General features: G+C 69.9%; 28 protein-coding genes, 3 tRNA genes and 1 pseudogene. 10 read left to right on the forward strand and 22 right to left on the reverse strand.

All coding sequences use genetic code 11. The features are described from left to right. Nucleotides 1–377: 377 nt before the first annotated feature. Nucleotides 378–836, reverse strand: coding sequence for a GNAT family N-acetyltransferase (locus ACFQV6_RS36945; protein WP_378032341.1), 459 nt, complete (start codon nucleotides 834–836; stop codon nucleotides 378–380). A 47-nt stretch (nucleotides 837–883) separates the two neighbouring features. Beyond that, nucleotides 884–1,822, reverse strand: a complete 939-nt coding sequence (locus tag ACFQV6_RS36950) for a thiamine-phosphate kinase (protein ID WP_378032342.1) — start codon at nucleotides 1,820–1,822, stop codon at nucleotides 884–886. A 98-nt stretch (nucleotides 1,823–1,920) separates the two neighbouring features. Between ACFQV6_RS36950 and ACFQV6_RS36955 the strand changes: the two genes are divergently transcribed. Next, the gene (locus ACFQV6_RS36955; RefSeq protein WP_196413799.1) at nucleotides 1,921–2,154 is read left to right on the forward strand and encodes an Lrp/AsnC ligand binding domain-containing protein; all 234 of its coding nucleotides are present in this window, start codon (nucleotides 1,921–1,923) and stop codon (nucleotides 2,152–2,154) included. A 1-nt stretch (nucleotide 2,155) separates the two neighbouring features. Further along, nucleotides 2,156–2,803 carry a DUF3515 domain-containing protein gene (locus tag ACFQV6_RS36960; RefSeq protein ID WP_378032343.1) on the forward strand — a complete coding sequence of 216 codons (648 nt, stop codon included), beginning with the start codon at nucleotides 2,156–2,158 and terminating at the stop codon, nucleotides 2,801–2,803. Here the strand turns inward: ACFQV6_RS36960 and ACFQV6_RS36965 are convergent. Beyond that, complete coding sequence (locus ACFQV6_RS36965) at nucleotides 2,800–3,894, reverse strand: D-alanine--D-alanine ligase family protein (RefSeq protein WP_378032344.1); 1,095 nt, start codon at nucleotides 3,892–3,894, stop codon at nucleotides 2,800–2,802. The genes ACFQV6_RS36960 and ACFQV6_RS36965 overlap by 4 nt on opposite strands. 107 nt (nucleotides 3,895–4,001) lie before the next feature. On the opposite strand from ACFQV6_RS36965, the gene ACFQV6_RS36970 reads away from it, so the two are divergent. Next, nucleotides 4,002–4,451, forward strand: a complete 450-nt coding sequence (locus ACFQV6_RS36970) for a hypothetical protein (protein ID WP_378032345.1) — start codon at nucleotides 4,002–4,004, stop codon at nucleotides 4,449–4,451. Between the two features lie 261 nt (nucleotides 4,452–4,712). Here the strand turns inward: ACFQV6_RS36970 and ACFQV6_RS36975 are convergent, their stop codons facing one another. The 4 genes from ACFQV6_RS36975 to ACFQV6_RS36990 are packed head-to-tail and all read right to left on the reverse strand — an operon-like array spanning nucleotide 4,713 to nucleotide 7,907. Beyond that, nucleotides 4,713–5,072, reverse strand: a complete 360-nt coding sequence (locus ACFQV6_RS36975) for a hypothetical protein (protein ID WP_378032346.1) — start codon at nucleotides 5,070–5,072, stop codon at nucleotides 4,713–4,715. Beyond that, nucleotides 5,069–6,187 carry a cystathionine gamma-lyase gene (locus tag ACFQV6_RS36980; protein WP_378032347.1) on the reverse strand — a complete coding sequence of 373 codons (1,119 nt, stop codon included), beginning with the start codon at nucleotides 6,185–6,187 and terminating at the stop codon, nucleotides 5,069–5,071. The genes ACFQV6_RS36975 and ACFQV6_RS36980 overlap by 4 nt, the downstream gene beginning before the upstream one ends. 5 nt (nucleotides 6,188–6,192) lie before the next feature. Further along, nucleotides 6,193–7,185, reverse strand: a complete 993-nt coding sequence (locus ACFQV6_RS36985) for an NAD(P)H-dependent glycerol-3-phosphate dehydrogenase (RefSeq protein ID WP_378032348.1) — start codon at nucleotides 7,183–7,185, stop codon at nucleotides 6,193–6,195. Next, complete coding sequence (locus ACFQV6_RS36990) at nucleotides 7,182–7,907, reverse strand: lysophospholipid acyltransferase family protein (RefSeq protein WP_378032349.1); 726 nt, start codon at nucleotides 7,905–7,907, stop codon at nucleotides 7,182–7,184. The genes ACFQV6_RS36985 and ACFQV6_RS36990 overlap by 4 nt, the downstream gene beginning before the upstream one ends. A 125-nt stretch (nucleotides 7,908–8,032) precedes the next feature. On the opposite strand from ACFQV6_RS36990, the gene cofC reads away from it, so the two are divergent. From cofC to ACFQV6_RS37010, 4 genes are read left to right on the forward strand one after another with little or no spacing between them, the layout of a single operon-like run. Continuing rightward, a complete protein-coding gene (gene cofC, locus ACFQV6_RS36995) occupies nucleotides 8,033–8,674 on the forward strand; it encodes a 2-phospho-L-lactate guanylyltransferase (RefSeq protein ID WP_378032350.1) in 642 nt (213 codons plus the stop codon). A 19-nt stretch (nucleotides 8,675–8,693) separates the two neighbouring features. Then, on the forward strand, nucleotides 8,694–8,891 hold the full coding sequence (locus tag ACFQV6_RS37000) for a cold-shock protein (RefSeq protein WP_378032351.1): 198 nt from the start codon (nucleotides 8,694–8,696) through the stop codon (nucleotides 8,889–8,891). Between the two features lie 55 nt (nucleotides 8,892–8,946). Then, entirely contained in the window at nucleotides 8,947–11,403 is a 2,457-nt protein-coding gene (locus ACFQV6_RS37005) for an RNA degradosome polyphosphate kinase (protein WP_378032352.1), read from the forward strand. Beyond that, complete coding sequence (locus tag ACFQV6_RS37010; protein WP_378032353.1) at nucleotides 11,403–12,281, forward strand: NUDIX domain-containing protein; 879 nt, start codon at nucleotides 11,403–11,405, stop codon at nucleotides 12,279–12,281. The genes ACFQV6_RS37005 and ACFQV6_RS37010 overlap by 1 nt, the downstream gene beginning before the upstream one ends. On the opposite strand, the gene ACFQV6_RS37015 is transcribed toward ACFQV6_RS37010, so the two are convergent. The 4 genes and pseudogenes from ACFQV6_RS37015 to leuC form a co-directional block, all read right to left on the reverse strand. Beyond that, entirely contained in the window at nucleotides 12,238–12,666 is a 429-nt protein-coding gene (locus ACFQV6_RS37015; protein ID WP_378032354.1) for a hypothetical protein, read from the reverse strand. The two genes, ACFQV6_RS37010 and ACFQV6_RS37015, sit on opposite strands and share 44 nt — an antisense overlap. Nucleotides 12,667–12,763: 97 nt before the next feature. Continuing rightward, a complete protein-coding gene (locus ACFQV6_RS37020) occupies nucleotides 12,764–13,618 on the reverse strand; it encodes an HU family DNA-binding protein (RefSeq protein ID WP_378032355.1) in 855 nt (284 codons plus the stop codon). 164 nt (nucleotides 13,619–13,782) lie between these two features. Then, the gene (leuD, locus tag ACFQV6_RS37025; protein WP_378032356.1) at nucleotides 13,783–14,370 is read right to left on the reverse strand and encodes a 3-isopropylmalate dehydratase small subunit; all 588 of its coding nucleotides are present in this window, start codon (nucleotides 14,368–14,370) and stop codon (nucleotides 13,783–13,785) included. A gap of 112 nt (nucleotides 14,371–14,482) precedes the next feature. Further along, nucleotides 14,483–15,934, reverse strand: a pseudogene (gene leuC / locus ACFQV6_RS37030) (3-isopropylmalate dehydratase large subunit); the annotation flags it as partial. Nucleotides 15,935–15,983: 49 nt separating this feature from the next. Here leuC and ACFQV6_RS37035 point away from each other — a divergent pair. After that, on the forward strand, nucleotides 15,984–16,670 hold the full coding sequence (locus ACFQV6_RS37035; RefSeq protein WP_014447202.1) for an IclR family transcriptional regulator: 687 nt from the start codon (nucleotides 15,984–15,986) through the stop codon (nucleotides 16,668–16,670). Nucleotides 16,671–16,927: 257 nt separating this feature from the next. Here ACFQV6_RS37035 and ACFQV6_RS37040 read toward each other — a convergent pair whose 3' ends face one another. The 5 genes from ACFQV6_RS37040 to ACFQV6_RS37060 all read right to left on the reverse strand — a co-directional run bounded on the left by ACFQV6_RS37040 (nucleotide 16,928) and on the right by ACFQV6_RS37060 (nucleotide 19,395). Further along, nucleotides 16,928–17,599, reverse strand: coding sequence for an N-acyl homoserine lactonase family protein (locus ACFQV6_RS37040; RefSeq protein WP_378032357.1), 672 nt, complete (start codon nucleotides 17,597–17,599; stop codon nucleotides 16,928–16,930). Between the two features lie 142 nt (nucleotides 17,600–17,741). Then, nucleotides 17,742–17,814, reverse strand: a tRNA-Glu gene (locus ACFQV6_RS37045). A gap of 447 nt (nucleotides 17,815–18,261) precedes the next feature. Then, nucleotides 18,262–18,334, reverse strand: a tRNA-Glu gene (locus tag ACFQV6_RS37050). Nucleotides 18,335–18,418: 84 nt separating this feature from the next. Continuing rightward, nucleotides 18,419–18,490: transfer RNA gene (locus ACFQV6_RS37055), tRNA-Gln, on the reverse strand. Between the two features lie 62 nt (nucleotides 18,491–18,552). After that, a complete protein-coding gene (locus tag ACFQV6_RS37060; RefSeq protein ID WP_378032358.1) occupies nucleotides 18,553–19,395 on the reverse strand; it encodes an SDR family oxidoreductase in 843 nt (280 codons plus the stop codon). 46 nt (nucleotides 19,396–19,441) lie between these two features. Here ACFQV6_RS37060 and ACFQV6_RS37065 point away from each other — a divergent pair, with 46 nt between their 5' ends. Further along, nucleotides 19,442–20,137, forward strand: coding sequence for a TetR/AcrR family transcriptional regulator (locus tag ACFQV6_RS37065; RefSeq protein ID WP_378032359.1), 696 nt, complete (start codon nucleotides 19,442–19,444; stop codon nucleotides 20,135–20,137). Between the two features lie 14 nt (nucleotides 20,138–20,151). Here ACFQV6_RS37065 and ACFQV6_RS37070 read toward each other — a convergent pair whose 3' ends face one another. Genes ACFQV6_RS37070 through ACFQV6_RS37085 form a run of 4 tightly spaced genes read right to left on the reverse strand, consistent with a single transcriptional unit; the run spans nucleotide 20,152 to nucleotide 22,924 of the window. Further along, nucleotides 20,152–20,946, reverse strand: a complete 795-nt coding sequence (locus ACFQV6_RS37070) for a fumarylacetoacetate hydrolase family protein (RefSeq protein ID WP_378032360.1) — start codon at nucleotides 20,944–20,946, stop codon at nucleotides 20,152–20,154. Between the two features lie 39 nt (nucleotides 20,947–20,985). Beyond that, entirely contained in the window at nucleotides 20,986–21,228 is a 243-nt protein-coding gene (locus ACFQV6_RS37075) for a helix-turn-helix transcriptional regulator (RefSeq protein ID WP_378032361.1), read from the reverse strand. Between the two features lie 8 nt (nucleotides 21,229–21,236). Then, nucleotides 21,237–22,079, reverse strand: coding sequence for an ABC transporter permease (locus ACFQV6_RS37080; RefSeq protein ID WP_378032362.1), 843 nt, complete (start codon nucleotides 22,077–22,079; stop codon nucleotides 21,237–21,239). Beyond that, nucleotides 22,076–22,924, reverse strand: coding sequence for an ABC transporter ATP-binding protein (locus ACFQV6_RS37085; RefSeq protein ID WP_378032377.1), 849 nt, complete (start codon nucleotides 22,922–22,924; stop codon nucleotides 22,076–22,078). Before ACFQV6_RS37085 ends, ACFQV6_RS37080 begins: the two co-directional genes overlap by 4 nt. Before the next feature lie 220 nt (nucleotides 22,925–23,144). Here ACFQV6_RS37085 and ACFQV6_RS37090 point away from each other — a divergent pair, with 220 nt between their 5' ends. After that, nucleotides 23,145–24,086: a 3-methyladenine DNA glycosylase gene (locus ACFQV6_RS37090; RefSeq protein WP_378032363.1), complete on the forward strand. Its 942-nt coding sequence runs from the start codon at nucleotides 23,145–23,147 to the stop codon at nucleotides 24,084–24,086. Between the two features lie 359 nt (nucleotides 24,087–24,445). Here ACFQV6_RS37090 and ACFQV6_RS37095 read toward each other — a convergent pair whose 3' ends face one another. After that, nucleotides 24,446–24,658, reverse strand: a complete 213-nt coding sequence (locus ACFQV6_RS37095; protein WP_378032364.1) for a hypothetical protein — start codon at nucleotides 24,656–24,658, stop codon at nucleotides 24,446–24,448. A 49-nt stretch (nucleotides 24,659–24,707) separates the two neighbouring features. Beyond that, complete coding sequence (gene arfB, locus ACFQV6_RS37100) at nucleotides 24,708–25,145, reverse strand: alternative ribosome rescue aminoacyl-tRNA hydrolase ArfB (RefSeq protein ID WP_378032365.1); 438 nt, start codon at nucleotides 25,143–25,145, stop codon at nucleotides 24,708–24,710. Between the last annotated feature and the right edge of the window lie 18 nt (nucleotides 25,146–25,163).

Below are 25,163 nucleotides of genomic sequence, written 5' to 3' on the forward strand. Positions count from 1 at the left end.
TTCCGAGATCTTGGGTCACGAGCCACCCCAGGGTGTGGTCATTCACCCAAGATCGACGTGTCCCTGATCACCCAAGATCACCTTTTGTAGATCTTGGGTGCTGAGCCCCATCGGGACGTGGTCAATCACCCAAGATCGCCCGTGGACAGGACGCATCAACGTCGGCAAGCCGCCACACGAGCAGAACGCGCCCACCCGAGCGAGCCGTCGCACGAGGGAGCAGGGGCACGCGGCGGGGTGAGCGAGACGAGGCGACGCGAGGCAAGGCAAGGCGAGGCGAGGCGACGCGACGCGAGGCAAGGCGACGCGAGGCAAGGCGACGCGACGCAAGGCGACGCGAGGCAAGGCGACGCGAGGCAAGGCGACGCGGAGCGGGGTCAGAGGGGTTTGGCGTAGGAGAGGACTGAGTCGTGGCCTGCGTAGAAGCCGAAGTCGGGGATGCGCTGGTAGCCTGCGGACTCGTACAGGGCGACCGCCTCCGGCTGCTTGTCACCCGTCTCCAGGATGACCCGCCGGCACCCCGCTTCCCGGGCCGACTCCTCGACGGCGGCCAGCATCCGGCGTGCCACACCGCGGCCCCGGGCGGACGGGCGGGTGAACATTCGCTTCAGCTCAGCGTCATCACCGTGGCGCCGCCATGCCGCGCTCGCCACCAGTGAGTCGTCGATCACAGCGACCAGGAACGCCCCGTGGGGAGGCGTGAAGTCGGCGGCCCCGATCGGGGTGTCGTCGCCGGTTCCGCCGTATCGGGCGGACAGGTCGGCGAGGTTCTCCGCGACGAGGGCCTGCACCGAGGGGGAGCCGAAATCCGCCGGTTCGATCTTGAGCGACTGCACGAGGAAAACCTACTTGAGCGACCGCACAAGAAAAAACGGGGCGAGACCTAGCGGAAATGGTCCCAGCCCGTCCCTCCGGTCCACGGCTTGCCGTCGACGGTCACACCGCTTCCGTCGTGTACCGCGCCGATCACCTGCCACTGTTCCGGAAGGCTCACCCCGGGTGGGAAGGTCGCGGCGAGGGGATGGTCGTCGCCGCCGGCGAGGATCCACTGGTACGGGTCGACGCCCAGCGCCTTGGCCGCGTCCCGCATCTGGTCCGGCACAGGGAAGGCGTCGCTGTGCACGTCGATCCCGACCACGCTCGCCGACGCCACGTGACCGAGGTCCTGGAGCAGCCCGTCGGACACGTCGATCATCGAGGTGGCGCCGAGTTGCGCCGCCTCGGGGCCCGCTTCGTAGCGGACGGCGGGGCGGCGGTATGCCTCGACGAGCAGTTTGGGCGTACGGAATCCGCGTGACAGGACGGTGAGGCCCGCGGCCGCGTACCCGATCCTGCCTGAGATCGCGAGAATGTCGCCCGGCTGTGCACCGTCTCGACGGACCGGTGCCGCGCCGCCCAGGTCTCCCAGCGCGGTGACCGCGATGGTCAAAGTCGGACTCGACGACGTGTCTCCGCCCACCACGCTCGCACCGACCCGGGTGGCTTCGGCGTTCAGGCCCTCGGCGAGCCCTTCCACCCACTCCACCGGCAGCCCGAGCGGTACGCACAACGCCACCAGCAGCGCCGTCGGCCGGGCACCCATCGCGGCGATGTCAGCCAGGTTGGCCGCCGCGGCCCGGTGACCGATATCGACAGGCCCGCACCAGTCCCGGCGGAAGTGCCGTCCCTCGACCAGCACGTCGGTGGAGGCCACCACCCGTCCGTCGGCTGCCCGGATCACCGCGGCATCGTCGCCGGGGCCGAGCAGGGTAGCCGGGCCGGAGCCGAGCCGGGAGACGATTCGGCCGATCAGCCCGAATTCACCGGTCTCTGCGATGCTCACGTCTAAGTCCTTCGATGGTGGCGACCCGCTGCGAGGCGGCTTCGTACGGTAGTTTCACGATCGGGGATCACCGACGCGGTGGCGGATTGGAGTCGATCGTGGTCCAGGCATACATCCTCATTCAAACGGAGGTCGGGAAGGCCCGTGACGTGGCCGCCGCGATCGAGAAGATATCGGGGGTGGTCCGAGTCGATGCCGTGACCGGCCCGTACGACGTTGTCGTGCTCACCGAGGCACACACCGTCGACGAGCTGGGTGGCTTGATTGTGAGCAAGGTCCAGTACGTACCGGGCATCACGCGGACGCTCACATGCTCCGTGGTAAACCTCTGACATGGTCGACGTCGACATCCCGAGGACAACACCGGAACCACCCGAGCCGGATCGGACGACCCGGGTGGCAGCTCTGTGGGCGACCGCGGTGGCGGTACCGGTGGCACTCCTCGTGGGTGTTTTCGCCTTCATGGCCATTCAACCCGAAAAATCCGATGTTTCGGACAAATCGCTCAAACAGCCCGTTGTGGTTCCCAGCACGGAGGTACGGCTCGACGCTCCGCGACTGGACGACCGCGCGGCCCTCGCCTGCCTGGCGGTGACCTCGCAGCTCCCGGCGAAGGTTCGGGACCTGCAACAGCGGAGGGTCAGTGCCGGCCCCGAGCAGAACGCCGCCTACGGCGAGCCCCCGCTCGCCGTCCAGTGCGGCGTCCCGCAGCCGATCATGTGCCAGACGCCCAAGGACGAGACGCCGGGCTGCATCCCGATGGACACCGAGCTGCTGATCATGAATCAGGTCTGCTGGTATGCGAAAGCGGACACCGGCGCGGCCACCTTCACCACGATGGACCGCGAGGTCCCCGTGCGGGTGACCGTGCCGGACGTCTACGAGAACCCGGCCCAGTGGGCCAACGAGTTCTCCGACACCGTCGTCAAGACGGTGAAGTCCACGCCGGCCGACAAACAGCCGTACGGCTGCAACAACTAGTGCAGGCCCGTGCCGCGGTTCAGCGCGGTACGGATCAGCCGGTCGACCACCTTCGGATATTCCAGCCCGGTGGCCGCCCACATCTGCGGGAACATCGACGTCGGCGTCATACCCGGCATCGTGTTGATTTCGTTCAGGAAGACCTGGTTGTCGGCGGTCACGAAGAAGTCCACCCGCGCCAGCCCCGCGCAGTCCAGCGCGGTGAAGGTACGCAGCGCGTACTCCTGGATCTGCCGCGCGACCGGGGCCGGCAGGTCGGCCGGGATCGTGTACCGGCTGCCCACCAGGTACTTCGTCTCGAAGTCGTACCACTCGGCGTCGTCGACGTGGATCTCGGCGAGCAGGGACGCCTCGGGCGTACCGCCGTTCTCGCCCTCCAGCACGCCGCACTCGATCTCGCGGCCCACGATCGCCGCCTCGACGAGCACCTTCGGGTCGATCTGCCGGGCGACAGCGATCGCCGCGTCGAGATCGGCCCAGTCGGTGACCTTGGTGATGCCGGTGGACGACCCGGCCCGCGACGGCTTGACGAAGACCGGCAGCCCGAGCCGCTCCTTGTCCGATTCGGAGAGCGACACCCCGGCGCGCAGCACCGCGTACGGTCCGACGGGGATGCCCTCGACGGCCGCCAGCTTCTTGGTGAACTCCTTGTCCATGGCCGCCGCCGAGGCGAAGACATTCGCACCCACATACGGAATCCCGGCCATCTCCAGCAGACCCTGGATGGTGCCGTCCTCGCCGTAAGCCCCGTGCAGCACCGGGAAGACCACGTCCACACCGGCCAGCTCCGACACACCCGCGGCCGCGTCCCGCACGATCAGCTCGCCCGCCGTCGGGTCGGCCGGCAGCACCAGCGCGCTGCCCGACCCGGCGGTGATCTCGGGCAGGCGCCGCTCGGTGATGGCGAGCTCGGCGGGGTCACCCGCAGCGAGTACCCAACGCCCCTCCCGGGTGATTCCCACCGGGACCGCCTCGTACTGATCCGGGTCCAGCGCACCGAGGATGGCACCCGCGCTGACGCAGGAAATGGCGTGCTCAGTGCTGCGGCCGCCGAAAACGATCGCGACGCGGGTCTTCCGGGGGGTCGTCACTCTTCTCTGCGCCTCTCGCTAGCGGTCATGCCGGGGGTGACCCTACTCTGCGTAAGCCAGATATGGGATCGCGGCGGCCATCGCTCGGCAGGGGAGACGAACAGTTCATGGCTCCAGCACTCCACGTGATCGCGGGTCCGGGTCCGGGCCGGCTCGCGACGATGGCTCACCCTCGTGAGGAGCCTTGGTCAGCACCGGAATTGGGCGCTCTGGCGAGAGCCGGCGTCCAGCTTCTCGTCTGTGCGAGGGAGGCGAAGGAAGCCGCGGCTGACTCCGCGGGCATCGAGCTGATCCCCTACCCCACCCCCGGCGGGGATCCGCGCGAGGAGGCCGGCGAGATGGTCGCCCTCGCGACCCGGCTGGCGGGCGAGGTCCGCGCGGGCCGCTTCGTGGTGACCCAGTCGGTGGGCGATCTCGGACGATCGACCCTCCTGGCCAGCATGATCCTGGCGCTGCTGGGCATCCGGCCGGGCGAGGCACTGCGCCGCACCGGTGGCGATCACGGCACGGACGTCGCCAAGGACTGGCTGCACGACTTCGTCGCGGCACACGCCTGATCGGCGCTCACCCTCACCGCGACGGTGCCTGCTTCGTTCAACACCGCGGGGGTACGACCGAAACTGCCCAGCCGAAGCCGGCCCGTCCCGCCACGGCCCCCGCGGCGATCACCTGCCACCTCGAGGCCGCGGCCCGCCGCCGGCCCATGAGCGGCCTCAGGCGGCTCATAAGAGGCCTCAGGCAGCTCATCAGAGGCCTCAGGCAGCTCATCAGAGGCCTCAGGCAGCTCATCAGAGGCCTCAGGCGGCTCATCAGAGGCATCAGGCGGTGAACGTCTGCGGCAGAGCGCCGGAGTCCCACAGCGAGTCGAGGTGTGCGAGAAACCCGGTCAGGCTCCGCTCCAGCTCACGCCGCTCCCCCGCGGGCAGCACCGCCAGCGGGTCCGAGAAGATCAGCCCCTCCGGGTGCTTCGCCCGGGTACCGACGAACTTCTCGCACCCGCCGCACCACACATAACTGACCAGCGTCGGCCGCCTGGCGTTCTCCGGAGCGGTGAAGTACGCGCGCAGCCGCCGCTCCCCGCAGGCCGGACAGTCCCGCTCACCCGGCGCGGCGAAGAAGCTCTCCCCCCGCGTCAGCGCCGCCACCTGATCCCCGTCGAAGCTGCTCCACGCCGTCATCCCCGCGACGCGTCCAGGGCCGCGGTGATGTCGGCGATCAGGTCCGCGGTGTCCTCGATGCCGCAGGAGAAGCGGACGAAGCCGGGCGGCGTGTCGTCACCCCACTGGGCCCGCCGGTCAGCGGTGGTGTGTACGCCGCCGAACGAGGTCGCCGCGAAGACCAGCTCGGCCGCCCGGAGGAAGCTCGCCACCCGCTCGGCGCTGCCCAGGTCGAAGGAGACCACGCCGGGGATGCGCCGCATCTGCGTGGACGCCACCGGGTACGACGGGTCGGACTCCAGTCCCGGCCACCGCACCCCGGTCACGTCGTCACGGCCGAGCAGCAGCGCGGCCACCGCGGCAGCGTTCCCGCTCTGCCGGGCGAGCCGCAGATCGAGCGTGGCGATGGACCGGTGCGCCAGCCAGCAGTCGAACGCCCCGGGTACACCGCCGGTCTGCTTGCGCCAGGTCTCCACCCGGCCGAGCAGGTCCGGGTCGGTGGCGGCGACGTAGCCGAGCAGCACGTCCGAGTGGCCGGTCAGCGCCTTCGTACCGGACGCGACGACCAGGTCGGCACCGAGCGCCAGCGGGTTCTGCCCGAGCGGCGTGGCGGTGGTGTTGTCGACGGCGACCAGGGCACCGGCCTCGTGCGCGGCCGCCGAGACGGCGCGCAGGTCACAGACGTCCAGACCGGGGTTCGCCGGCGACTCCAGCAGCACCAGCCGTACCCCGCTGAAGTCCGGGTAGGGCCCGGCGGTCGGCACCAGCACCGTCTTGACTCCCAGGTCCCGCAGGGTGCCTTCAGCGAATGCCCGTACGGTGAAATAGCCGTCCGCGGGAAGCGCGACAGTGTCTCCGGTGCGAAGCACCGACAGCAGCAGGGCGGTGATCGCCGCCTGCCCGCTCGCGAAGACCAGCGTGGGAGCGCCTTCCAGCGCACCGATCGCCGCCTCCAGCGCTCGCCGCGTCGGGTGCTCGGTCCGGGCGTATCCGTTCTCACCGGCCCCGGTCTCCGGGTCCAGGTGGTAGGGCGCGGCGAAGACCGGGCCGGGCAGGAACGGCTCACCGACAGCGGGCGCCGGCAGGCCGGCGTGCACGGCCCGGGTCCCGTCGGAGTAGTGGGGCAGATCAGGCATGGAGCTCACTCGGGTTTCATCTCTCGTGTCATCAGCAGCTTCACGGCGACGCGCGGGTCGACGCCCTCGTGGCAGACCCGTTCGACCTGCTCGACGATGGGCATCTCCACACCGCGCGAGCGGGCCAGGTCCCGCAGCGACAGGCAGCTCTTCACGCCCTCGGCGGTCTGCCGGGTGGCGATCTGCGCCTGCTCCAGGGTCTCACCACGGCCCAGGTGCTCGCCGAAGGTCCGGTTGCGGGCGAGCGGGGACGAGCAGGAGGCGACCAGGTCACCGAGCCCGGCCAGGCCGGCGAAGGTGAGCGGGTCGGCACCGAGTTTCACCCCGAGCCGGGCGGTCTCGGCGAGACCCCGGGTGATCAGGGAGGCGCGGGTGTTGTCGCCGAGCCCGATCGAGATCGCCATCCCGTACGCGAGCGCGATCACGTTCTTGGTGGCGCCGCCGAGTTCGCAGCCGATCACGTCGTCGCTCGTGTACGGACGGAAGTACGGCGTGGCGAGGGCGTGCTGGACCTGCTTGGCCCGGCCCTCGTCGGCGCAGGCCACGACGGTGGCGGTGGGCTGCTCGGCGGCGATCTCGGGAGCCAGGTTGGGCCCGGAGACGACCACCACCCGCTCCGGCGAGACGCCGGCGATCTCGGTGATCACCTCGCTCATCCGCTTGAGCGTGCCGAGCTCGATGCCCTTCATCAGCGAGACGACGGTCGCGTCCCGGGGAAAGGCGCCGGCCCAGTCGGCGAGGTTGCCGCGCAGGGTCTGCGACGGTACGGCGATCGCGATCAGCTCGGCCCCGGACACGGCGTCAGCGAGATCGGTCGTACCGGTGACGTTGTCCGGCAGGCGGATGCCCGGAAGCGATCCCTCATTCGTCCGCTTCTTCCGGACCTCGGTGGCGACCTCTTCCCGGCGCGCCCACATGCTGACCTCCGACCCGGCGTCGGCGAGCACCTTGGCGAACGCCGTGCCCCATGCTCCGGATCCGATGACGGCCGCCCTCATGGTGCGTCCTCCGAGGTCGAGGCCCGCGGTGCGGGCCGTTCGTGTAGCGCCGGCGGTTCGCCGTCGCGGATCTCAGCGAGCAGGTCCCGGACACCCAGCATGATCGCGTCGGTCATCTCGTCCAGCACCTCCCGGGTCGGCACGGTCTCCGCCCAGCGACTCAGGTCGATCGGCGGGCCGGCGGTGACCGTCACGTGCGTACGCCGGAGTTTGAGCTTGTTGGTCCGCGGGTCGAAGATCTCCTGGGCGCCCCAGTTGGCGATCGGCACCACCGGGGCGCCGGTGAGCAGCGCCAGCCGGGCCGCGCCGGTCTTGCCCCGCATCGGCCACAGCTGCGGATGCCGGGTGGTGGTCCCCTCCGGGTAGATCACCACGGCGCCGCCGCCGCGCAGCGCGTCGATCAGGGTGTCCAGGGACTTCACCGCCTCCACACTGCCCCGTTCGACCGGAATCTGCCGGGTCTTGTTCAGGAGGAACCCGATGACCGGAACCTTCCAGACGCTGGCCTTGCCGAGGAAGCGCGGCCACCGGCCGGACCGGTAGATGTAGTGGGCCACAACCAGCGGGTCGAAGTGGGAGACGTGGTTGGGCACCAGGATCACACCGCCGGCGGCCGGAATGTTCTCCCTGTGCAGCCATGACTTGCTGGTCAGCACGGTCATGACGGGGACGACCAGCATCACCGCGACACGTTGCCAGAAACCGATTCTCGGCTGTGCCACGGCATCCCCCAACCCTCGGTCGGCGACGAACCTCGCACGACACTTCACCTGCGACGAAATCATGCCCGCTCATGGCCGGTGGTACCAGGCAGGGTATGCCGATCAACCGCTGGCAGACTGGCAGGGTGGTGCGGAAGTGGACGGCGGTGATCCCGGTCAAGCGGCTGGACGCGGCCAAGACGCGATTGCGGGGCGCCGTGCCGGCGGATCGTCATCCCCAGCTGGTCCTGGCGATGGTGCGGGACACCGCGGCGGCGGTGCTGAGCGCCGCGGCCGTGGCCGAGTTGCTGGTGGTCACCGACGACCCGGCGGTCGGTGCGGCGGTGCGGGAGCTGGGTGCGCGGGTGGCGCCGGACCCGGGTGCCGGGCTCAACGCCGCTCTGCGGTTCGGCGCGGACGAGGGGGGCGGGCTCTCGGCGTACCGGGCGGTGCTCGCCGGTGACCTGCCCGCGCTGCGCCCGGAGCAGTTGGACCAGGCGCTGAGCCGGGTGTCCGGCCGCAGTTTCGTGCCGGACGCCGCGGGCACCGGCACCGTGCTGCTCGCCGTGCCGCCCAAGGCGAGGCTCGACCCGCTTTTCGGCGTGCACTCGGCCGCGGCGCACGCCGCCTCCGGCGCTGTACGGCTGAGCGGCGAGTGGCCGGGTCTGCGGCAGGACGTGGACACCGCCGCCGATCTGAGCACCGTGCTGGCCCTCGGGGCGGGCCGCCGGACCTGCGAGCTCCTACGTGATCTCGGACTCACCGCGGAGTGCGTCCCAGCAGCCTGAACCGGTAGCGTGCTGACTCATGCAGGGCACCATCGCCACCTTCGACGTGGTCACGCACACCGGCACGCTGCTCCTCGACGACGGCTCTGAACTGGCGTTCGGAGCGGCCGCCTTCGAGCGGTCCGGGCTGCGCCTGTTGCGGCTCGGTCAGCGGGTCACGGTGGAGTCCGATGCGACGGGAGAGGTTCGTCGCGTGTTAATTCCCGGAGTTGCCTGATTTGATCATCCGGTAGTTCGTTTCACGTTCCGCCGCGAACCGCGATGATGGAACCATGCCAACCCCGCCCCGGACCCCCGAGACCCGTAGGCGTGGCCCGAACGGCCGCTTTCTCCCGCCGGAGCCCGCAGATCCCCAGCCGGCCGAGGCCGTTGATCCCCAGCCGGCCGCATCTGTTCAATCCCAGCCGGCCGAGCCGGTCCAGATCCAGCCGGCCGAGCCGGTCGAGATCCAGCCGGCCGAGCCGGTCGAGATCCAGCCGGCCGAGCCGGTCGAGATCCAGCCGGCCGAGCCGGTCGACATCGTCGCGCCAATCGAAACCGAGGTTGCCACCGTGCCCGTCGTGCCCGCCGTGCCCACCGACCCGATCGCGGAGTTCGTGGCTCCCGTGTCGGCACTGGAGGACGATGACGACGCCGACGAGCTGTCGGCGGCGGACGGCTACGAACTGCCCGAGGACCGCTTCCTGAACCGCGAGCTCTCCTGGCTCGACTTCAACGCCCGGGTGCTCGCCCTGGCCGAGGACCCGGGGACCCCGCTGCTGGAGCGGGCGAAGTTCCTGGCCATCTTCGCCAGCAACCTCGACGAGTTCTACATGGTCCGGGTCGCCGGCCTGAAGCGGCGGCTCAGCGCCGGCCTGCCGGTTCGTGGTGGCGACCGGTCACCGCTGCGGCACCAGCTCGAGATGATCACCGAGCGGACCGCCGACCTGGTCACCCGGCACGCCGCGTGCTTCGCCGAGGAGGTCCGGCCCAAGCTCGCGGCGGAGAGCATCGAGCTGGTCAGCTGGAAGGAACTGGACGCGCCGGAGCAAGGGCGGCTGCGGACGTACTTCCGGGAGAAGGTGTTCCCGGTGCTGACCCCGCTCGCTGTCGACCCGGCGCATCCGTTCCCGTACATCTCCAGCCGTTCGCTGAACCTGGCGGTGGCCCTGCGCTACCCGGACGACGACAACCCCGAGCTGTTCGCCCGCGTCAAGGTGCCGAACAACGTGCCCCGCTTCGTGACCGTGCAGAACGACAGCCGCGGCGTGCGCTTCCTGCCGGTCGAGGAACTGATCGCCAACCACCTGGACCAGCTCTTCCCCGGCATGCAGATCCTGGAGTGGCACCTGTTCCGGGTCACCCGCAACGCCGAGCTCGAGGTGGACGAGGACCGCGACGAGGACCTGCTCCAGGCCCTGGAACGGGAGCTGGCCCAGCGCCGGTTCGGCCCGCCGGTCCGGCTGGAGGTCGCCGCCTCGATCAGCGACCACGTGCTCGACCTGCTGGTGCGCGAACTCGACATGGACAGCCAGGACGTGCTGCGGGTGCCCGGCCTGCTCGACCTCTCGGCGCTGTGGCAGGTGTTCGGCGAGTGCGACCGGGACGACCTCAAGGACCGCCCGTTCGTACCGGCCACGCACCCGCACCTGGCCGACGGCGAGGTGCCGCGCAGCGTCTTCAACCGGCTTCGCGAGTCCGACATCCTGGTGCACCACCCGTACCACTCGTTCTCGACGAGCGTGCAGCGCTTCATCGAGCAGGCCGCGGCCGACCCCAACGTGCTGGCGATCAAGCAGACGCTCTACCGGACCTCCGGCGACTCGCCGATCGTGGACGCGCTTGTGGACGCGGCCGCCGCGGGCAAGCAGGTGGTCGTGCTGGTCGAGGTGAAGGCCCGCTTCGACGAGGTGGCGAACATCGCGTGGGCGCGGACCCTGGAGCGGGCCGGCTGCCACGTGGTCTACGGGCTCGTCGGACTCAAGACGCACTGCAAGACGTCGCTGGTGGTGCGCCAGGAGGGCAACCAGATCCGGCGCTACTGCCACATCGGCACCGGCAACTACCACCCGAAGACGGCCCGGCTCTACGAGGACTTCGGCATGCTCACCGCCGATCCCGAGGTGGGCGCCGACGTCACCGACCTGTTCAACGTGCTCACCGGATACAGCCGCCAGACCACCTACCGTCGGTTGCTCGTGGCGCCGCACGGCGTACGCCGAGGTCTTGTCGAAAGAATCGAGGAGCAGGCCCGGATCGCCCGCGAGGGCGGCGAGGCGCTGGTGCAGTTCAAGGTGAACTCGCTCGTCGACGAGCAGACCATCGACGCGCTCTACCGGGCCTCGCAGGACGGTGTGAAGGTCGACCTGGTGATCCGCGGGATGTGCGCGCTGCGCCCGGGCGTACCGGGGATGTCGGAGAACATCCGGGTGCGCTCGATCGTCGGCCGGTTCCTGGAGCACTCCCGGATCTTCCGGTTCGGTCCCGGCGCCGACGCGGAGTACTGGATGGGTTCGGCCGACCTGATGCATCGCAACCTCGATCGGCGGGTAGAAGCGTTGGTCAAGGTGACTCTGACGTCGGCCCGCGAGGAGATGCGCAACGTGCTCGAACTCTCGATGAACGAACAGACCGAGGGCTGGGACCTGGACGGCGACGGCGACTGGCACCGCAACTCCGCTCCGGCCGGGCGCACCCAGATCCACCTGCAGGCGGCCCTGCTGCGGCGGGTCACCGGTAAGCGCAGCTGATGTCGCACCGGGTGCAGGCCGCGGGTGGCGTGCTCCACCGCCCTGGTGCGAACGGCATCGAGGTGTGCGTGGTGCACCGCCCGCGGTACGACGACTGGAGCCTGCCCAAGGGCACGTTCAAGGCGGACGAGAGCGCGCTGGCGGCCGCCGTGCGTGAGGTCGCCGAGGAGACCGGAGTGTCCGGGATGCCGGAGCTGCGGCTGCCCGAGGTGGCGTACACGCTGCCGGACGGTCGCTCCAAGACGGTCCAGTTCTGGCTGATGCGGGCCGGTGACACCGGCCCGGTGCCGGACACCGACGAGGTGGACGACATCGCCTGGCTGCCGCTGCCGGTGGCCGCCGAGCGGCTGACCTATCCGGACGAGCGGCCGCTGCTCGACCTGGTGGCCGGGCTGCCGCCGGTGACCGCGGTGATGGCAATGGTGCGGCACGCGCACGCCGGCGAGCGCAAGAAGTGGGCCGGGCCGGATCGGCTGCGCCCCATCGACCCGCGCGGGCAGCGGGAGGCCGAGCTGATCGCCGACGCGCTCGCCACCTTCCGCCCCCGCCGGCTGGTGGCGGCACCTCCATTGCGGTGCAAGCAGACCCTGGACCCGCTCGCCAAGGCGCTCGACGACATGCCGATCGTGCTGGACGCCGCCTTCGCCGAGCCGTCCGAGGTGGCGGATCTGGAGGAACGGCTGACGATGGCCACGGCCCGCCTCGACCGGTTGCGGTCCGACGGCCGGGTGGTGGTGTGCAGTCAGGGCAAGGTGATGCCGCCGCTGCTCGCCCAGTTGACCGGCACCGAGGACGCCGAGGATTTCAAAACGCCGAAGGGCGAGGGCTGGCTGCTCACCTGGTCCGGCGAGCGTCTGCTGGACGCCTCGCGGCTCTGACCGGCCGGGATGTGGCGTCGGCCCGCCAGTAACCGAGCAGGTCGCCGGTGAGCCAGCGGGCCCGCCACTGCTCGTCCGGTCGCGGTTCCCAGTCCCGGTACGGCAACAGCGCGAGCCGCCAGCTCAGGATCGCGACCAGGTACCACCCGTAGAGCGGGACGGCACCGAGCCAGCCGTCCCGCCGCCGGTACGAGCACCACGGCGCCCACCAGGCCACCGCGAGCCCGGACCAGCCACAGGTGACCAGCCAGTCCAGGATCGGCCACCCGGTGCCCTGCTCGGCCAGGTCACCGAACGTCCACCCGGGTACGACGGCCAGCGTGAACACCGCAGCGGCCAGAGTGGCCCGTGCGGTCAGGCCACGCGGCATCGGTCTGCGTTGCATGCCCGGACCGTAGGACGGCCGGGACTTCCCCCGCCGGAACACCGAAAAGGCGTCCACCGTACGGGTGGACGCCTTTCGCGGTTGCTACCTACCCGGGTCAGCGGGCCTTGCGCGTGCTGGATCCCGCGGAGCGTGCCCGTGCCGGGGCCGCAGCCGGGGTAGCCGTCTTGCGCGCGGTCTTCTTCGCCGGTGCCTTCGTTGACGCCGTGGCCGTGGTCTTCTTCGCGGCCGCGACAGTCGACTTGGCCGCCGCCGTCTTCTTGGTGGCGGCGGACTTGGTGGCTGACTTCGTCGCCGCGGACTTGGTCGCCGCGGTCTTCGTCGCCGCCGTCTTGGTAGGCGCGGACTTGGTGGCCGCGGTCTTCGTCGCCGTGGTCTTCTTCGCCGCGGTCGTCTTCGTCGCCGCACCGCGAGCCGCCGTCGTCTTCGTGGCGGTGGTCTTCACCGGTGCGGCCTTGGTCGCCGTCGTCTTCTTGGCCGCCGCCGCCTTGGTGGCACCGGCGGTGGCCTTGGTCGCGGTCGTCTTGGCCGGTGCGGCCTTGGTCGCGGTCGTCTTCTTCGCCGCGGCCGCCGTCGACCTGGTCGTGGTGCTCTTGGCCGGCGCCGCCTTGGTGGCGGTGGCCTTGGTCGCCCCACCGCGAGCAGCCGCCGTCTTGGTGGCGGTTGCCTTGGCGGGCTTGCCACTGGCGACCAAATCCCGGAAGGCGCTGCCGGGCCGGAATGCGGCCACGGACGTCTTCTTCACCTTCACCGGTTCGCCGGTTCGCGGATTCCGCGCGGTACGCGCATTTCGAGTCCGCTTCTCGAACGAGCCGAATCCGGTGAGCGCCACCTTGTCACCCTTGGCGACGGCGTTCTGCACCTCGCTGATGAACGCGTCCAATGCCAGGGTCGCCGTCTTCTTGTCCCCTAGCTTGACGGCGAGCGCCTCGATGAGCTCGGCCTTGTTCACGGTTTCCTCCCGGACGTGAGAACTGGCCCGTCGCAGGCCATTCTGCGCGCACGGTATGCCCTGTGACCTGGTTACACAAACATTAGGGGGCAAAAAACCGTTGTGTCCCAACGAATACGCCCCGGCCGGGGGATCCGGCAGGGGCGTTGATATCCGAAATCGCGTCAGACGACGACCGGCTTGAAAGCGGGCCGGTTCTTCTCGTACGCGGTAATCGCGTCCTCGTGGCGCAGCGTCAGTCCGATGTCGTCGAGGCCCTCCAGAAGGCGCCAGCGACTGAAATCGTCGATCGCGAAGCCGTAGGCGGCATCGTCGACACGGACCACCCGATCGGCCAGGTCGACGGTGATCTGCTTCTCCGGCTCGCTGTCGGCCAGATCCCAGAGGCTTTCGATCACCTTCTGGTCGAGCTGCACCGGCAGCAGGCCCTCCTTGAGGGCGTTGCCCCGGAAGATGTCGCCGAAGCGGGACGAGATGACCACCTTGAAGCCCCAGTCGCGCAGCGCCCAGACCGCGTGCTGCCGCGACGAGCCGGTGCCGAAGTTGGGGCCGGCGACCAGGATCGTGGCTCCGGCGTGCACCGGCCGGTTCAGGACGAACGACGGGTCCTCGCGCCAGGCGTTGAAGAGGCCGTCCTCGAAGCCGGTCCGGGTGACCCGCTTCAGGTAGACCGCCGGGATGATCTGGTCGGTGTCCACATCAGAGCGGCGCAGCGGCATGACCGTGCCGCTGTGGGTGACGAACTTGTCCATGACGGGATCCCCTCTACAGGTCGGCGGGCGCGGACGACGGGCCGGCCACGGGGTCGGCGGACGCGGCCGGATTGCCGGGCATGAGGTCGGGCGCGGCCGGATTGCCTGCCACGAGGTCGGCGGGGGCGGCCAGCTTGCCGATCACGGCGGTGGCGGCGGCGACCTGGGGTGAGACGAGGTGCGTACGCCCGCCCTTGCCCTGCCTGCCCTCGAAGTTGCGGTTGGAGGTGGAGGCAGCGCGCTCACCGGGGCTGAGCGTGTCGGGGTTCATCCCCAGGCACATCGAGCAGCCGGCGAAGCGCCACTCCGCACCCGCGTCCTTGAAGATCTTGTCGAGCCCCTCGGCCTCGGCCTGCTCGCGCACCAGGTACGACCCGGGGACGATCATCATCCGGACGCCCTCGTGCACCTTGTGGCCGCGGATCACGTCCGCGGCGGCCCGCAGGTCCTCCAGGCGCCCGTTGGTACAGGAGCCGACGAAGACCACGTCCACCGGAACGTCGCGGAACGGCGTGCCGGGCGTGAGGTCCATGTAGTCCAGGGCACGCTGGGCGGCACCCCGCTCGACCTCGTCGAGGAAGTCCTCCGGGTTCGGCACCACGTCGTCGAGCGCGGCACCCTGACCCGGGTTGGTGCCCCAGGTGATGAACGGGCTGATCGCCGAGGCGTCCAGGATGATCTCGGTGTCGTACTCGGCGCCCTCATCGGTGGCGAGGGTCTTCCAGTACTCCACGGCGGTGTCCCAGTCAGCGCCCCGCGCCGCGTGCTTGCGGCCCTTCAGGTACGCGAAAGTGGTCTCGTCCGGCGCGATCATGCCGGCCTTGGCGCCCCACTCGATCGACATGTTGCAGATCGTCATCCGGCCCTCCATGGAGAGCTTGCGGATGGCCTCACCCCGGTACTCCACGATGTGGCCGTTGCCGCCGCCGGTGCCGGTCTGCGTGATCAGCGCGAGGATCAGGTCCTTCGCGGAGACGCCCGGGCGCAGCTCGCCGACGACCGTGACGGCCATCGTCTTCGGCTTCGCCTGCGGCAGCGTCTGGGTCGCGAGCACGTGCTCGACCTCACTGGTGCCGATGCCGAAGGCCAGCGCGCCGAACGCGCCGTGGGTCGCGGTGTGCGAGTCGCCGCAGACGATCGTCATGCCCGGCTGGGTGAGACCCAGCTGCGGACCGATCACGTGCACGATGCCCTGGTTCACGTCGCCGAGCGGGCGGATCTCGACACCGAACTCGGCGCAGTTCTTCCGCAACGTCTCGATCTGCGTGCGGGACACCGTGTCGGCGATCGTCAGCAGCTCGCCGCGACGGGTGTTGAAAGCGGGGTCCGCGTAACCGGTCGGAGTGTTGTGGTCCTCCGTCGCGAGCGTGAGGTCGGTGCGGCGGACCTTGCGGCCGGCCAGGCGGAGACCGTCGAACGCCTGCGGGCTGGTGACCTCGTGCAGGAGGTGCAGGTCGATGAAGAGCAGGTCCGGCTCGCCGTCGGCCGTGCGCACCACGTGGTCATCCCAGACCTTCTCGGCCAGGGTCCTGGGTTTCCCGCTCTGGGGAGTGACTCCCACCATCTGGACATCCTAAATTCTGGAATGTATGTTTCGGCTTGTGGGACACAGTATGAGCGGTGTAGGCGTTCTCGACAAGGCGGTCGTCATCCTCGCCGCCTGTGTCGACGGCGCCAGCCTGGCCGAACTCGTCGAGCGCACCAAGCTGCCGCGAGCAACCGCACATCGCCTGGCACAGGCGCTGGAGATTCACCGGATGCTGGTCCGGGACACACAGGGGAGATGGCGTCCAGGGCCCCGTCTCGGCGAGCTCGCCAACGCCGCCCCGGACGTGTTGCTGACCGCTGCCGAGCCGCTGCTGTCCGCACTGCGGGACGCCACCGGCGAGAGCGCGCAGCTCTACCTGCGCCGTGCCGACGAACGCATCTGCGTGGCCGCCGCCGAGCGCGCCAGCGGCCTGCGCGACACCGTCCCGGTCGGATCGGTGCTGCCGATGGTGGCCGGTTCCGCCGCGCAGATCCTGCTCGCCTGGGAGCCGCCCGAGGCCGTCATGCCGCTGCTGCCCCGCTGCAAGTTCACCGGCCGCACCCTGGCCGAGGTCCGCCGCCGCGGCTGGGCCCAGAGCGTCGCCGAACGCGAGCCCGGTGTGGCGAGCGTCTCCGCGCCGATCCGCGACCGGACGGGCCGGGTCATCGCCTCCATCTCGATAAGCGGCCCGATCGAGCGCCTGGGCCGCCGCCCCGGCGAACGCCACGCGATGGCCGTCGTCCGGGCCGGCCAGCGGTTGTCGGGCCTGTAACCCCCGCCTCACCGTCACCGCGGCCTCACCTCCGCGCCACTGTCACCGCGGCCTCACCGCGCCACCCTCACCCGGCCTCGCCTCACCGTGGCCTTGCGTCACCGCCACCGCGTCGCTGCCACCGCGGCCTCACCGCGCCACCCTCACCCGGCCTCGCCTCACCGCGGCCTTGCGTCACCGCCACCGCGTCGCTGCCACCGCTTCGCCGCGCCACTGATCTCGCGGCGCACGGGGTTCGGTGATGGGCGCGTTCGGCGTCAGGGCGTCCAGATGGCGTTGTCGTGGGCGAAGAGCACCCGCTTCGGGTCGAGGGCGAGCAGCCGGTCGAGCCATGCCGGGGTGACACCGACCCCGGCGTGCCGCCCGAGAACGTCACCGGTGAAGGCGGTCGCGTGATCGTGACTCTGACCGGCCACGATCACCGTGCCGTCCCCGGTGGTCACCACCACGGACTGGTGCCCGTCGGTGTGACCCGGCGTGGGAACGACCAGCACACCGGGCAGGATCTCCGCCTCACCGTCCAACTCCTCGTACCGGACGCCGGCGAAGTCGACCAACTCCGGCAGGGTGTAGTCGACGACCGTCCGGGCGGTGCTCAACTCGGTCCGCTGGGCGAACACGGGCGTCCCGGCCAGCTGCGGGTTACCACCACTGTGGTCGAAGTGCAGGTGGCAGTTCACCACGTACCGAACGTCATCGATCGTGGCGCCGCCACCCTTCAGCGCCGCACCGAGCTCGACCCGCCGAGGCTGATAGTGGGCGTCCACGTCCGGATGGCTGCCCATACCGGTATCCACCAGTACTGCCCCACCCGGATGATCGATCAGATAGCCGAGCGTGGGCTCCACGCGCGGCGCCCCCGTGCCCGTCTCCTCGGCCGGCCGCACAAAATATCCAAAGTCGATCCGCCGAACCGTGACGTCACTCATAGCCGAAGTATCACGAACCCCGCCCTCCTCCACCCCACCTCTCTCCGCACAGCAGAAGCCTCCGCCCGCAGAGCCTCCGCACCCGGAAAGCCTCCGCACAGCAGAAAGCCCGCACCGTTTCCGATGCGGGCTTCCCATGCTGTAGTCCCGAAGGGATTCGAACCCTCGCTACCGCCTTGAGAGGGCGGCGTCCTAGGCCGCTAGACGACGGGACCGCTGACCGCCAGTCCTTCAGCGGCGGCCCGAACTCTATCAGGGCACCTCCCCCACCCGAAATCGGCCGCCCACCCGACCCCCACCCTCCGACCGGAGCCGCCCGGCTGGCACTCAGGCACGTTATGACGCGTCAATTACGTGTGTCAGCGCCAGCCGAACAGGCTCAGCCGTCGCCCAGGCACCTAATGACGCGTCAATTACGTACCTCAGCGCCAGCCGACTCCACACGGCGGGCAGAAGCGGCCCGGCGGCCCGGCGGCGCACGGCGGCCTAACGGCACGGCGGCGGGCGGCCCGGCGGCCGGCCCGGTAAGCGGCGAGCGGCACGGCGGCGCGGCGAGCGGCGCGGCGAGCGGCACGGCGGCGCGGCGGCGCGGCTCGGGAGTGGCGTCTGCCGGCTGGGACGGAAACGGCCCGCGTCCGGAGACGCGGGCCGTTTGAGTGCTGTAGTCCCGAAGGGATTCGAACCCTCGCTACCGCCTTGAGAGGGCGGCGTCCTAGGCCGCTAGACGACGGGACCAGAACTTCCGTTTGCCCCGCTCCAACCGGAGCGGCACGCTGAACCTCAAAGATCCAGCGCCACCCTCCCGAAGGAGTGGTAGCGCTGGGGTACCAGGACTCGAACCTAGACTAACTGAACCAGAATCAGTCGGGCTGCCAATTACCCCATACCCCATTGGCCCGGATTACCGCGCCGGAGAGAACTTTACCCGAGCCCTACCGGCCCGCCAAATCGGGTTACCGAAACAGATCTGCGTGACGGCCTGCCCACTCTCCGTAGGTCATCGCCGGCCGCCCGAGCAGGTCGGCGACCGTCGATACCGCAGCCTGCGGATGCTGGGCGAGTTGAGCGAGCCCGTCGAGGTACCACTGACCGTACGAGCCCATGACGCCGGAGAAGTGCTCGGCAGCGGCGTCACCGGTCAGCTCGACGTAGGTGAGGTCCCGGCCGAGCGCCCGCCCGATCGCCGCGACCATCTCCCGGCGACTCAGCGCTTCGGGCCCGGTCAACTCGATGGACGCGCCGACGAAAGCGTCAGAGGCATCGGCGGATCCGGTGAAAGCCCCGGAAGCGCCGCAGAGCAGGACATGCGCCGCCACCGCCGCGATGTCCTCCTGGGCGATGGGCGCGTTCACCACATCGCCGTACGCGTCACGCACCACGTCCCCCGCTCTGATCTGAGCCGCCCACAGCGTCGAGTTCGCCATGAACTCCCCGGGCTCGAGATGGGTGTAAGCCACCCCGGACGCCTCGACACCGTCCTCGATCACTTGCCACGTGCCACCTTTGGCTCCGGCCATGTCGACAATTCGCCGTACCCCTGCTTCTGCCGCAAGCCGGCACACCTCGAACACGGTGGCGGGGTGCGGCGCCAGATACATCGCGTCGACGCCCGCCAGGGCGGCAGGCACGGTCTCGAGCCGGCCGAGGAAGCCACGCACCACCTCGACCTCGCCGGGCAGACCAGCCGCCGCGGGGTTCACGGTGAGAGCGCGTACGTCAGTGGCGCCCCGGGCCAGCAGCTCGTCGACAACCATCCGGCCCACGTTCCCGGTGGCGCCGGTAACCAGGATCTTCATTCTCGTACCCCCTACGGAAACGGTTTCCCGTAGGGTATACGGAATCATGGCGAACTACACACTGCTGTGGCGCCACAAGGTGCCCGGGAAAAAGGCGACGGGCCGCCCGCCCCGCTTCACCGTCGATGAGGTGATCGCCACAGCGATCCGGATAGCCGACACGAACGGCCTGGAAGCGGCCTCGATGGCCCGGGTCGCGGCCGAGCTCGGCGCGGCGACGATGACGCTCTACACCTACGTCCCGTCGCGGGCGGACCTCGTCGATCTGATGGTGGACCAGGTGCTCCTGGAACGGAACCTGAGCAGCGACGACAGCATCAGGCTCTTCGCCGGGCGGACCCGCGAGATGTACGCCGCCCACCCCTGGCTCACCGAGGTGTCACTGGTCAGGCCACCACTGGGCCCGGGCACGATGGCCGAGCGCGAGTACCTGATCGCCGCGATGACCGGACTCGGACTACCGACCATGAAGATCAACAGAGCCGCGCTCGCGGTCACCGCTTTCGTCTACGCGTTCGCCCGGGAGGCCGGCGAGGACGCCCGGCTGCGGCAGATCAGCGGCCAGACCACCGAGTCGTGGTGGCACGCCCACGGCGACTTCTGGGAGAACTGGTTCGACGTGGAAGCGCACCCGGCGATGACGGACCTGTGGAACGCCGGCGGCTTCGAGGACCAGGCCCAGGACGCGTTCGAATACGGCCTGGACCTGCTCCTGAAAGGCATCGACGGCTCAGTCGAGTGAGAGGAATCGACGGCTCAGTCGAGTGACACGACCGGGTTACGCAGCTCCCCGATCCCCTGCACGCTCACCGACACCGTGTCACCCGGAACGATCTGGCTGACCCCGGCCGGCGTCCCGGTGAGGATCACGTCGCCCGGGAGCAGGGTCATGACGTGTGACACGTACGAGATCAGGCTCGGAACGTCGAACACCATGTCCTTGGTCCGCCCGATCTGGCGCACCTCCATGTTGTTCGGGTCGCGGCCCACCTCGCAGCGCACCTCGATGTCGCTGACATCCAGGTCGGTGACGATCCACGGGCCGAGCGGGCAGAACGAGTCGAAGCCCTTGGCGCGGGTCCACTGCGGGTCCTTGCGCTGCAGGTCCCGAGCGGTGACGTCGTTGCCGCAGGTGTACCCGAAGATCGCCTTCTCGGCGCCGGCCCGGTCCACCCGGCGGGCGCCCGTCGCGCCGATCACGACGGCGAGCTCCGCCTCCTCCTCGACCCGCTCGGTGACGCCCGGGATGCGGATGGCGTCGTTCGGGCCGATCACCGAGGTGGACGGCTTGATGAAGATGAGCGGCTCCTTGGGCACCTCGTTGCCCATCTCGACCGCGTGGTCGGCGTAGTTGCGACCGATACCGATCACCTTGCTGGAGAAGATCGGCGCGAGCAGGCGCACGTCCGGAAGCGCCCACCGCTGACCGGTACGGCGTACCTCGTTGAAGGGCAGGCTGTCGATCTCGGAGACCGTCAGGCCCGACGAGCCATCACCCTCGACGACGCCGAACGAAACCCCACCGGCATGAACAAAACGGGCGAAGCGCACGGGAACAACCCCATTCCTGAAGACGGACTCCCCCGAAATCTACGCTGGGCGGCTCTCCGCACCGAGCCGCGGGAACGGCTCCAGGGAGAAGACCACCTCGACCGGCACCTCGAAATAGTCGCAGATCCGCAGCGCCAGGTGCAGGCTCGGGCTGAACTCGCCACGCTCCAGGTAACCGACCGTCTGGTAGTGCACGCCCAGAGCGTCCGCGAGCTGCCGCCGGGTGATGCCCCGCTCGGCACGCAGCATCGCTATCCGGTTGTAGGTGACCTCGGTCGCCATCCGCTCCCTCAAACGCTGATCCTCGTCATGGCACGCTCCCGCCGGGCGGCCACCGCGGAGCCGGACTCGCGGCGCGCCATCCGGCGCAGGAATCCCGGCGCCAGCGCCAGCCCGGCCACCGACCAGGCCGCCAGGACACCGAAGGTCTGCAGGTGGCGCCAGGAGCCGCCGATCTCCGCGACGGTCAGTGCGTCCGGCAGGAAGACCGAGCGCAGGCCCAACCCTAGCCAGTAGATCGGGAAGACCTGCGCGACGCCCTGCACCCAGCCGGCCAGCGCCGTGATCGGGTAGAAGATGCCGGAGACCGCGGTCAGGCCGATCAGCGGCAGCATCAGCATGGCGGCGTTGCGCGGGTTGTCGAAGATCGAGCCCAGCATCGCGCCGAGCGGCATGGTCGCCAGGAACGCCAGCGGCACCAGCCACAGCAGGGTCAGCGCGCGGCCGGCGCCGAACGTCAGGCCGTCGACCAGGAAGAGGCCGGGCACCAGCGCGAACAGGCAGCTGACCAGCGACACCCCGGCGACCAGGACGACCTTGCCGACCAGATATCCCGACATGCCGTCCGGTGTGGCCTTCGCCCGCAGCAGCGTGCCGTCCTCCCGGTCCATCGAGAGGTACTGCATCATCGACATGAACCCGCTGATCACGACGAGCATGGTCACCGAGCCGACCAGGGTGTGCGCGCCGAGAGCGGCCTGGGTGCCCGGGATGGTGCTGTCGCGCATCAGGACCAGGGCGATCACCAGGAACACCGCGGGCAGCAGGTAACCGAAGAGGTCTGACGCGTTCGTCACGCTCTGCCGCAACTCGATGAGGCCCCGTCGCAGGCCCAGCCGTGCCACCCGGATCATCGCGCGTCTCCCTCGAACTCGCGGACCAGCTTCATGTAGGTCTCCTCGAGGCTGCTCCGCCGCACCTCCAGATCGCCGATCGCGTCACCGTGCTGCCGGAACAGCTCCCGCACGAAGCTCGTGGCCTCGGCTGCCGAGTGCACGAACCGCTGCCCGTCGCGGGTCCAGCGGATCTCGGTCTCGCCGGCCACCTGCCGGGACAGCTCGTCGGCCGAGCCACCGGCGACGATCCGGCCGGTGGACAGGATCAGGATGCGGTCGGCGAGTTTCTCCGCCTCGTCGAGGTCGTGGGTGGTGAGCAGGATCGTGGTCTCGTCCACATCGGTCAGCCGGTGCACCAGGTCGTGGAACTCGCGCCGCGCCTCCGGGTCGAAGCCGACCGTCGGCTCGTCGAGGAAGAGCAGCTCGGGACGGCCGACGATGCCGATCGCCACGTCGAGACGGCGGCGCTGTCCACCGGAGAGCCGCCCGATCCGGATGCCCGCCGACTCGGTCAGGCCCACCACGTCGAGCAGCTCACCGACCGGCCACGGCCGCACCCGCTCGGCGGTGGAGTAGACCGTGTAGTAGGAGCCGAGGTGCTCCAGCAACTCCCGGACGCGCCACTTGCTGTGGTCCCGCCAGGACTGGAGGACCACGCCGAGGCGGGCCCGCCACCGCTCGGTGTCCTGCTCCGGATCGACACCGAGCACCCGGACGTCCCCTCCGGACCGTCGCCGGAAGCCCTCCAGGATCTCGATCGTGGTGGTCTTTCCCGCGCCGTTCGGCCCGAGCAGAGCCAGCACCTCACCACGGTGCGCCGTGAAGTCGACACCGGTCAGAACCTCTTTGGGCCCATAGCTCATGCGCAGGTCCCGAACCTCGATCACGGGTTCGCCGATCGGCGCGCCGTGACCGATACCGGTCACCCCCGCCAGCACCGTCTCGTTCATGTCGAACACACTATCAAGGATGTAGTACATCTGCTACATACAAACGCAGGGCTATGTCATGGCCATAGGTGGTAGAACTCATTCGCGCCAAACGGTGATCGTGTTGATCGCCTTGGCTATATACATTGGTGCGATGGGGATCAAGCAGGTGAGGGCACTCACCACGACGCTGCCCTCGGTCGCCTGGATTCCCCTCGCCCGGGCGCACGCCGAGCGCGCCGACCAGATGACCGCGGGCCACCGCGCCCGTCGCTCGACGGGCGAGAAGCACGCCATAGAAGACTTTCTCTACGACTACTACGGGACCAGGCCTTCTCTGCTGCGCCGCTGGCATCCCGGCGTCGGCACCGGGCTGACCCCGGCGCCCGGCGGGCTGGCCGAGCACGCCGGCTGGAAGTTCTACCTGACCCACACCGACGGCGTGGTCACCCTCGACGTCGACGCCTTCCTGCACGCCCGCGGCGAGAGCGTCCGCTACATCCACGGCCTCCTCACCGCGACCGCGTCCCGCCCGGTCTTCTCGGGCTGCTTCGGCCTGCACGAGTGGGCGATGGTCTACCGCGAGCCGGAGCACCGCCACGAGCTCCCGCTGCGCCTCGGCCAGCACGGCACCGACGAGGTGGTCGAGCAGCACACCATCCGCTGCACCCACTACGACGCGTTCCGGTTCTTCACCCCCGAGTCGATAGGGCTCAACCGGCTCCAGCCCACCCGCGCCACCCAGATCGACCTCGATCAGCCCGGCTGCCTGCACGCCGCGATGGACGTGCACAAGTGGGCACAGAAACTCGGCCCCGCGGTCCCCGGCGCCCTCGCCCTCGACTGCTTCGCCCTGGCCGGCGAGATCCGCCTGCTGGACATGCAGGCCAGCCCCTACGATCTGAGCTCCTACGGCCACCCACCCGTCAAGATCGAAACCCCCGAGGGCAAGGCCGAATACGTCGCACGCCAGCGCGAACTCGCCCGCCGAGCCGCCGCCCTGCGCGCCCGCCTCATCCGCGTCTGCGACGAACTCCTCGGCCCGGAAGCCGCCGCCCGCAACCGCGAAACCGTCGCACCCTTCAACCAGCGATGATCAAGCCACCCAGGACCGGGACCAAGACCAGAACCAGAACTAAGATCAAGATCTGAGTGCAGACGTACGAGAGTCGCCGCCAAGCCGAATTTCGTCCGTCACACCAAGCCGCCCGGCAGCCAGGTGCCACACCGAGCCGCACCAAGGTCACGCTCATGCGCGCCCAAGACCCTGCGTGCCCAGGCCCAGGCCCAGGCCCAGGCCCAGGCCCACGCCCACGCCCCGCAACACGGTGCGCGCCCAGGCCCACGCCCCGCAACACGGTGCGCGCCCACTCCCACGCCCCCGCAACACGGTGCGCGCCCACTCCCACGCCCCGCAACACCGTGCGCGCCCACAACTCCCCCGGCGGCGGGGCGTCAGCTGACGGTGGCGCGGCGGCGGGCGAACTCGCGCAGGATCCGAACGTTCTCCTCCTGGGTGGCTGCCGCATCGTCGAGCAGGCGGATCGCCTCGGCCGGGTCCCCGCCGGAGCCGGACCGCAGACCGTTCACGACGTCCTCAAGATGAACCGCGTCGTACTTCAGCATGGCGACCAGGTCGTCGTCGCTCTTGTCCGTCAAGTCGTCCATGCTGCGAGTATCGGAGAAACAGGCAGCCCCCGGTGGACGGTTGGGCCGATCAGTCCATGTCGCCGCGGCGGTTGCGCTTGATCTGGCCGCGGCGTTTCTTTTCGGCGATGCGGCGCTCGACCGAACCGCGGGACGGCTTGGTCGCGCGGCGGGCCCGGGGTGGCGGCGCGACGGCTCCGGCGACGAGGGCGGCCAGCCGGGCGGCAGCCGCCTCCCGGTTGCGGAGCTGGGAGCGGTGCTCGGCCGCGGTGATCGTGACCACACCCTGCACGAGCCGGGCGCCGAGGCGTTCGACGGCGCGCTCTTTGAGCATCGTGGGCAGCAGGTCGGAGCCGAGCATGTCCCACGACAGCTCGACCCTCGAATCGGTGGTGTTGACGCCCTGACCACCGGGGCCGCTCGCACGGGAGAACCGCCACGAGAGTTCGGCCGCCGGGATGGTCAGGCGGTCGTTCACCCGTACGTCCTCAAGCACGCCGCCCAGCATGGCACCCGCACCCACCCG

Source organism: Actinoplanes sp. GCM10030250, assembly GCF_042666575.1.
Taxonomy (GTDB): domain Bacteria; phylum Actinomycetota; class Actinomycetes; order Mycobacteriales; family Micromonosporaceae; genus Actinoplanes.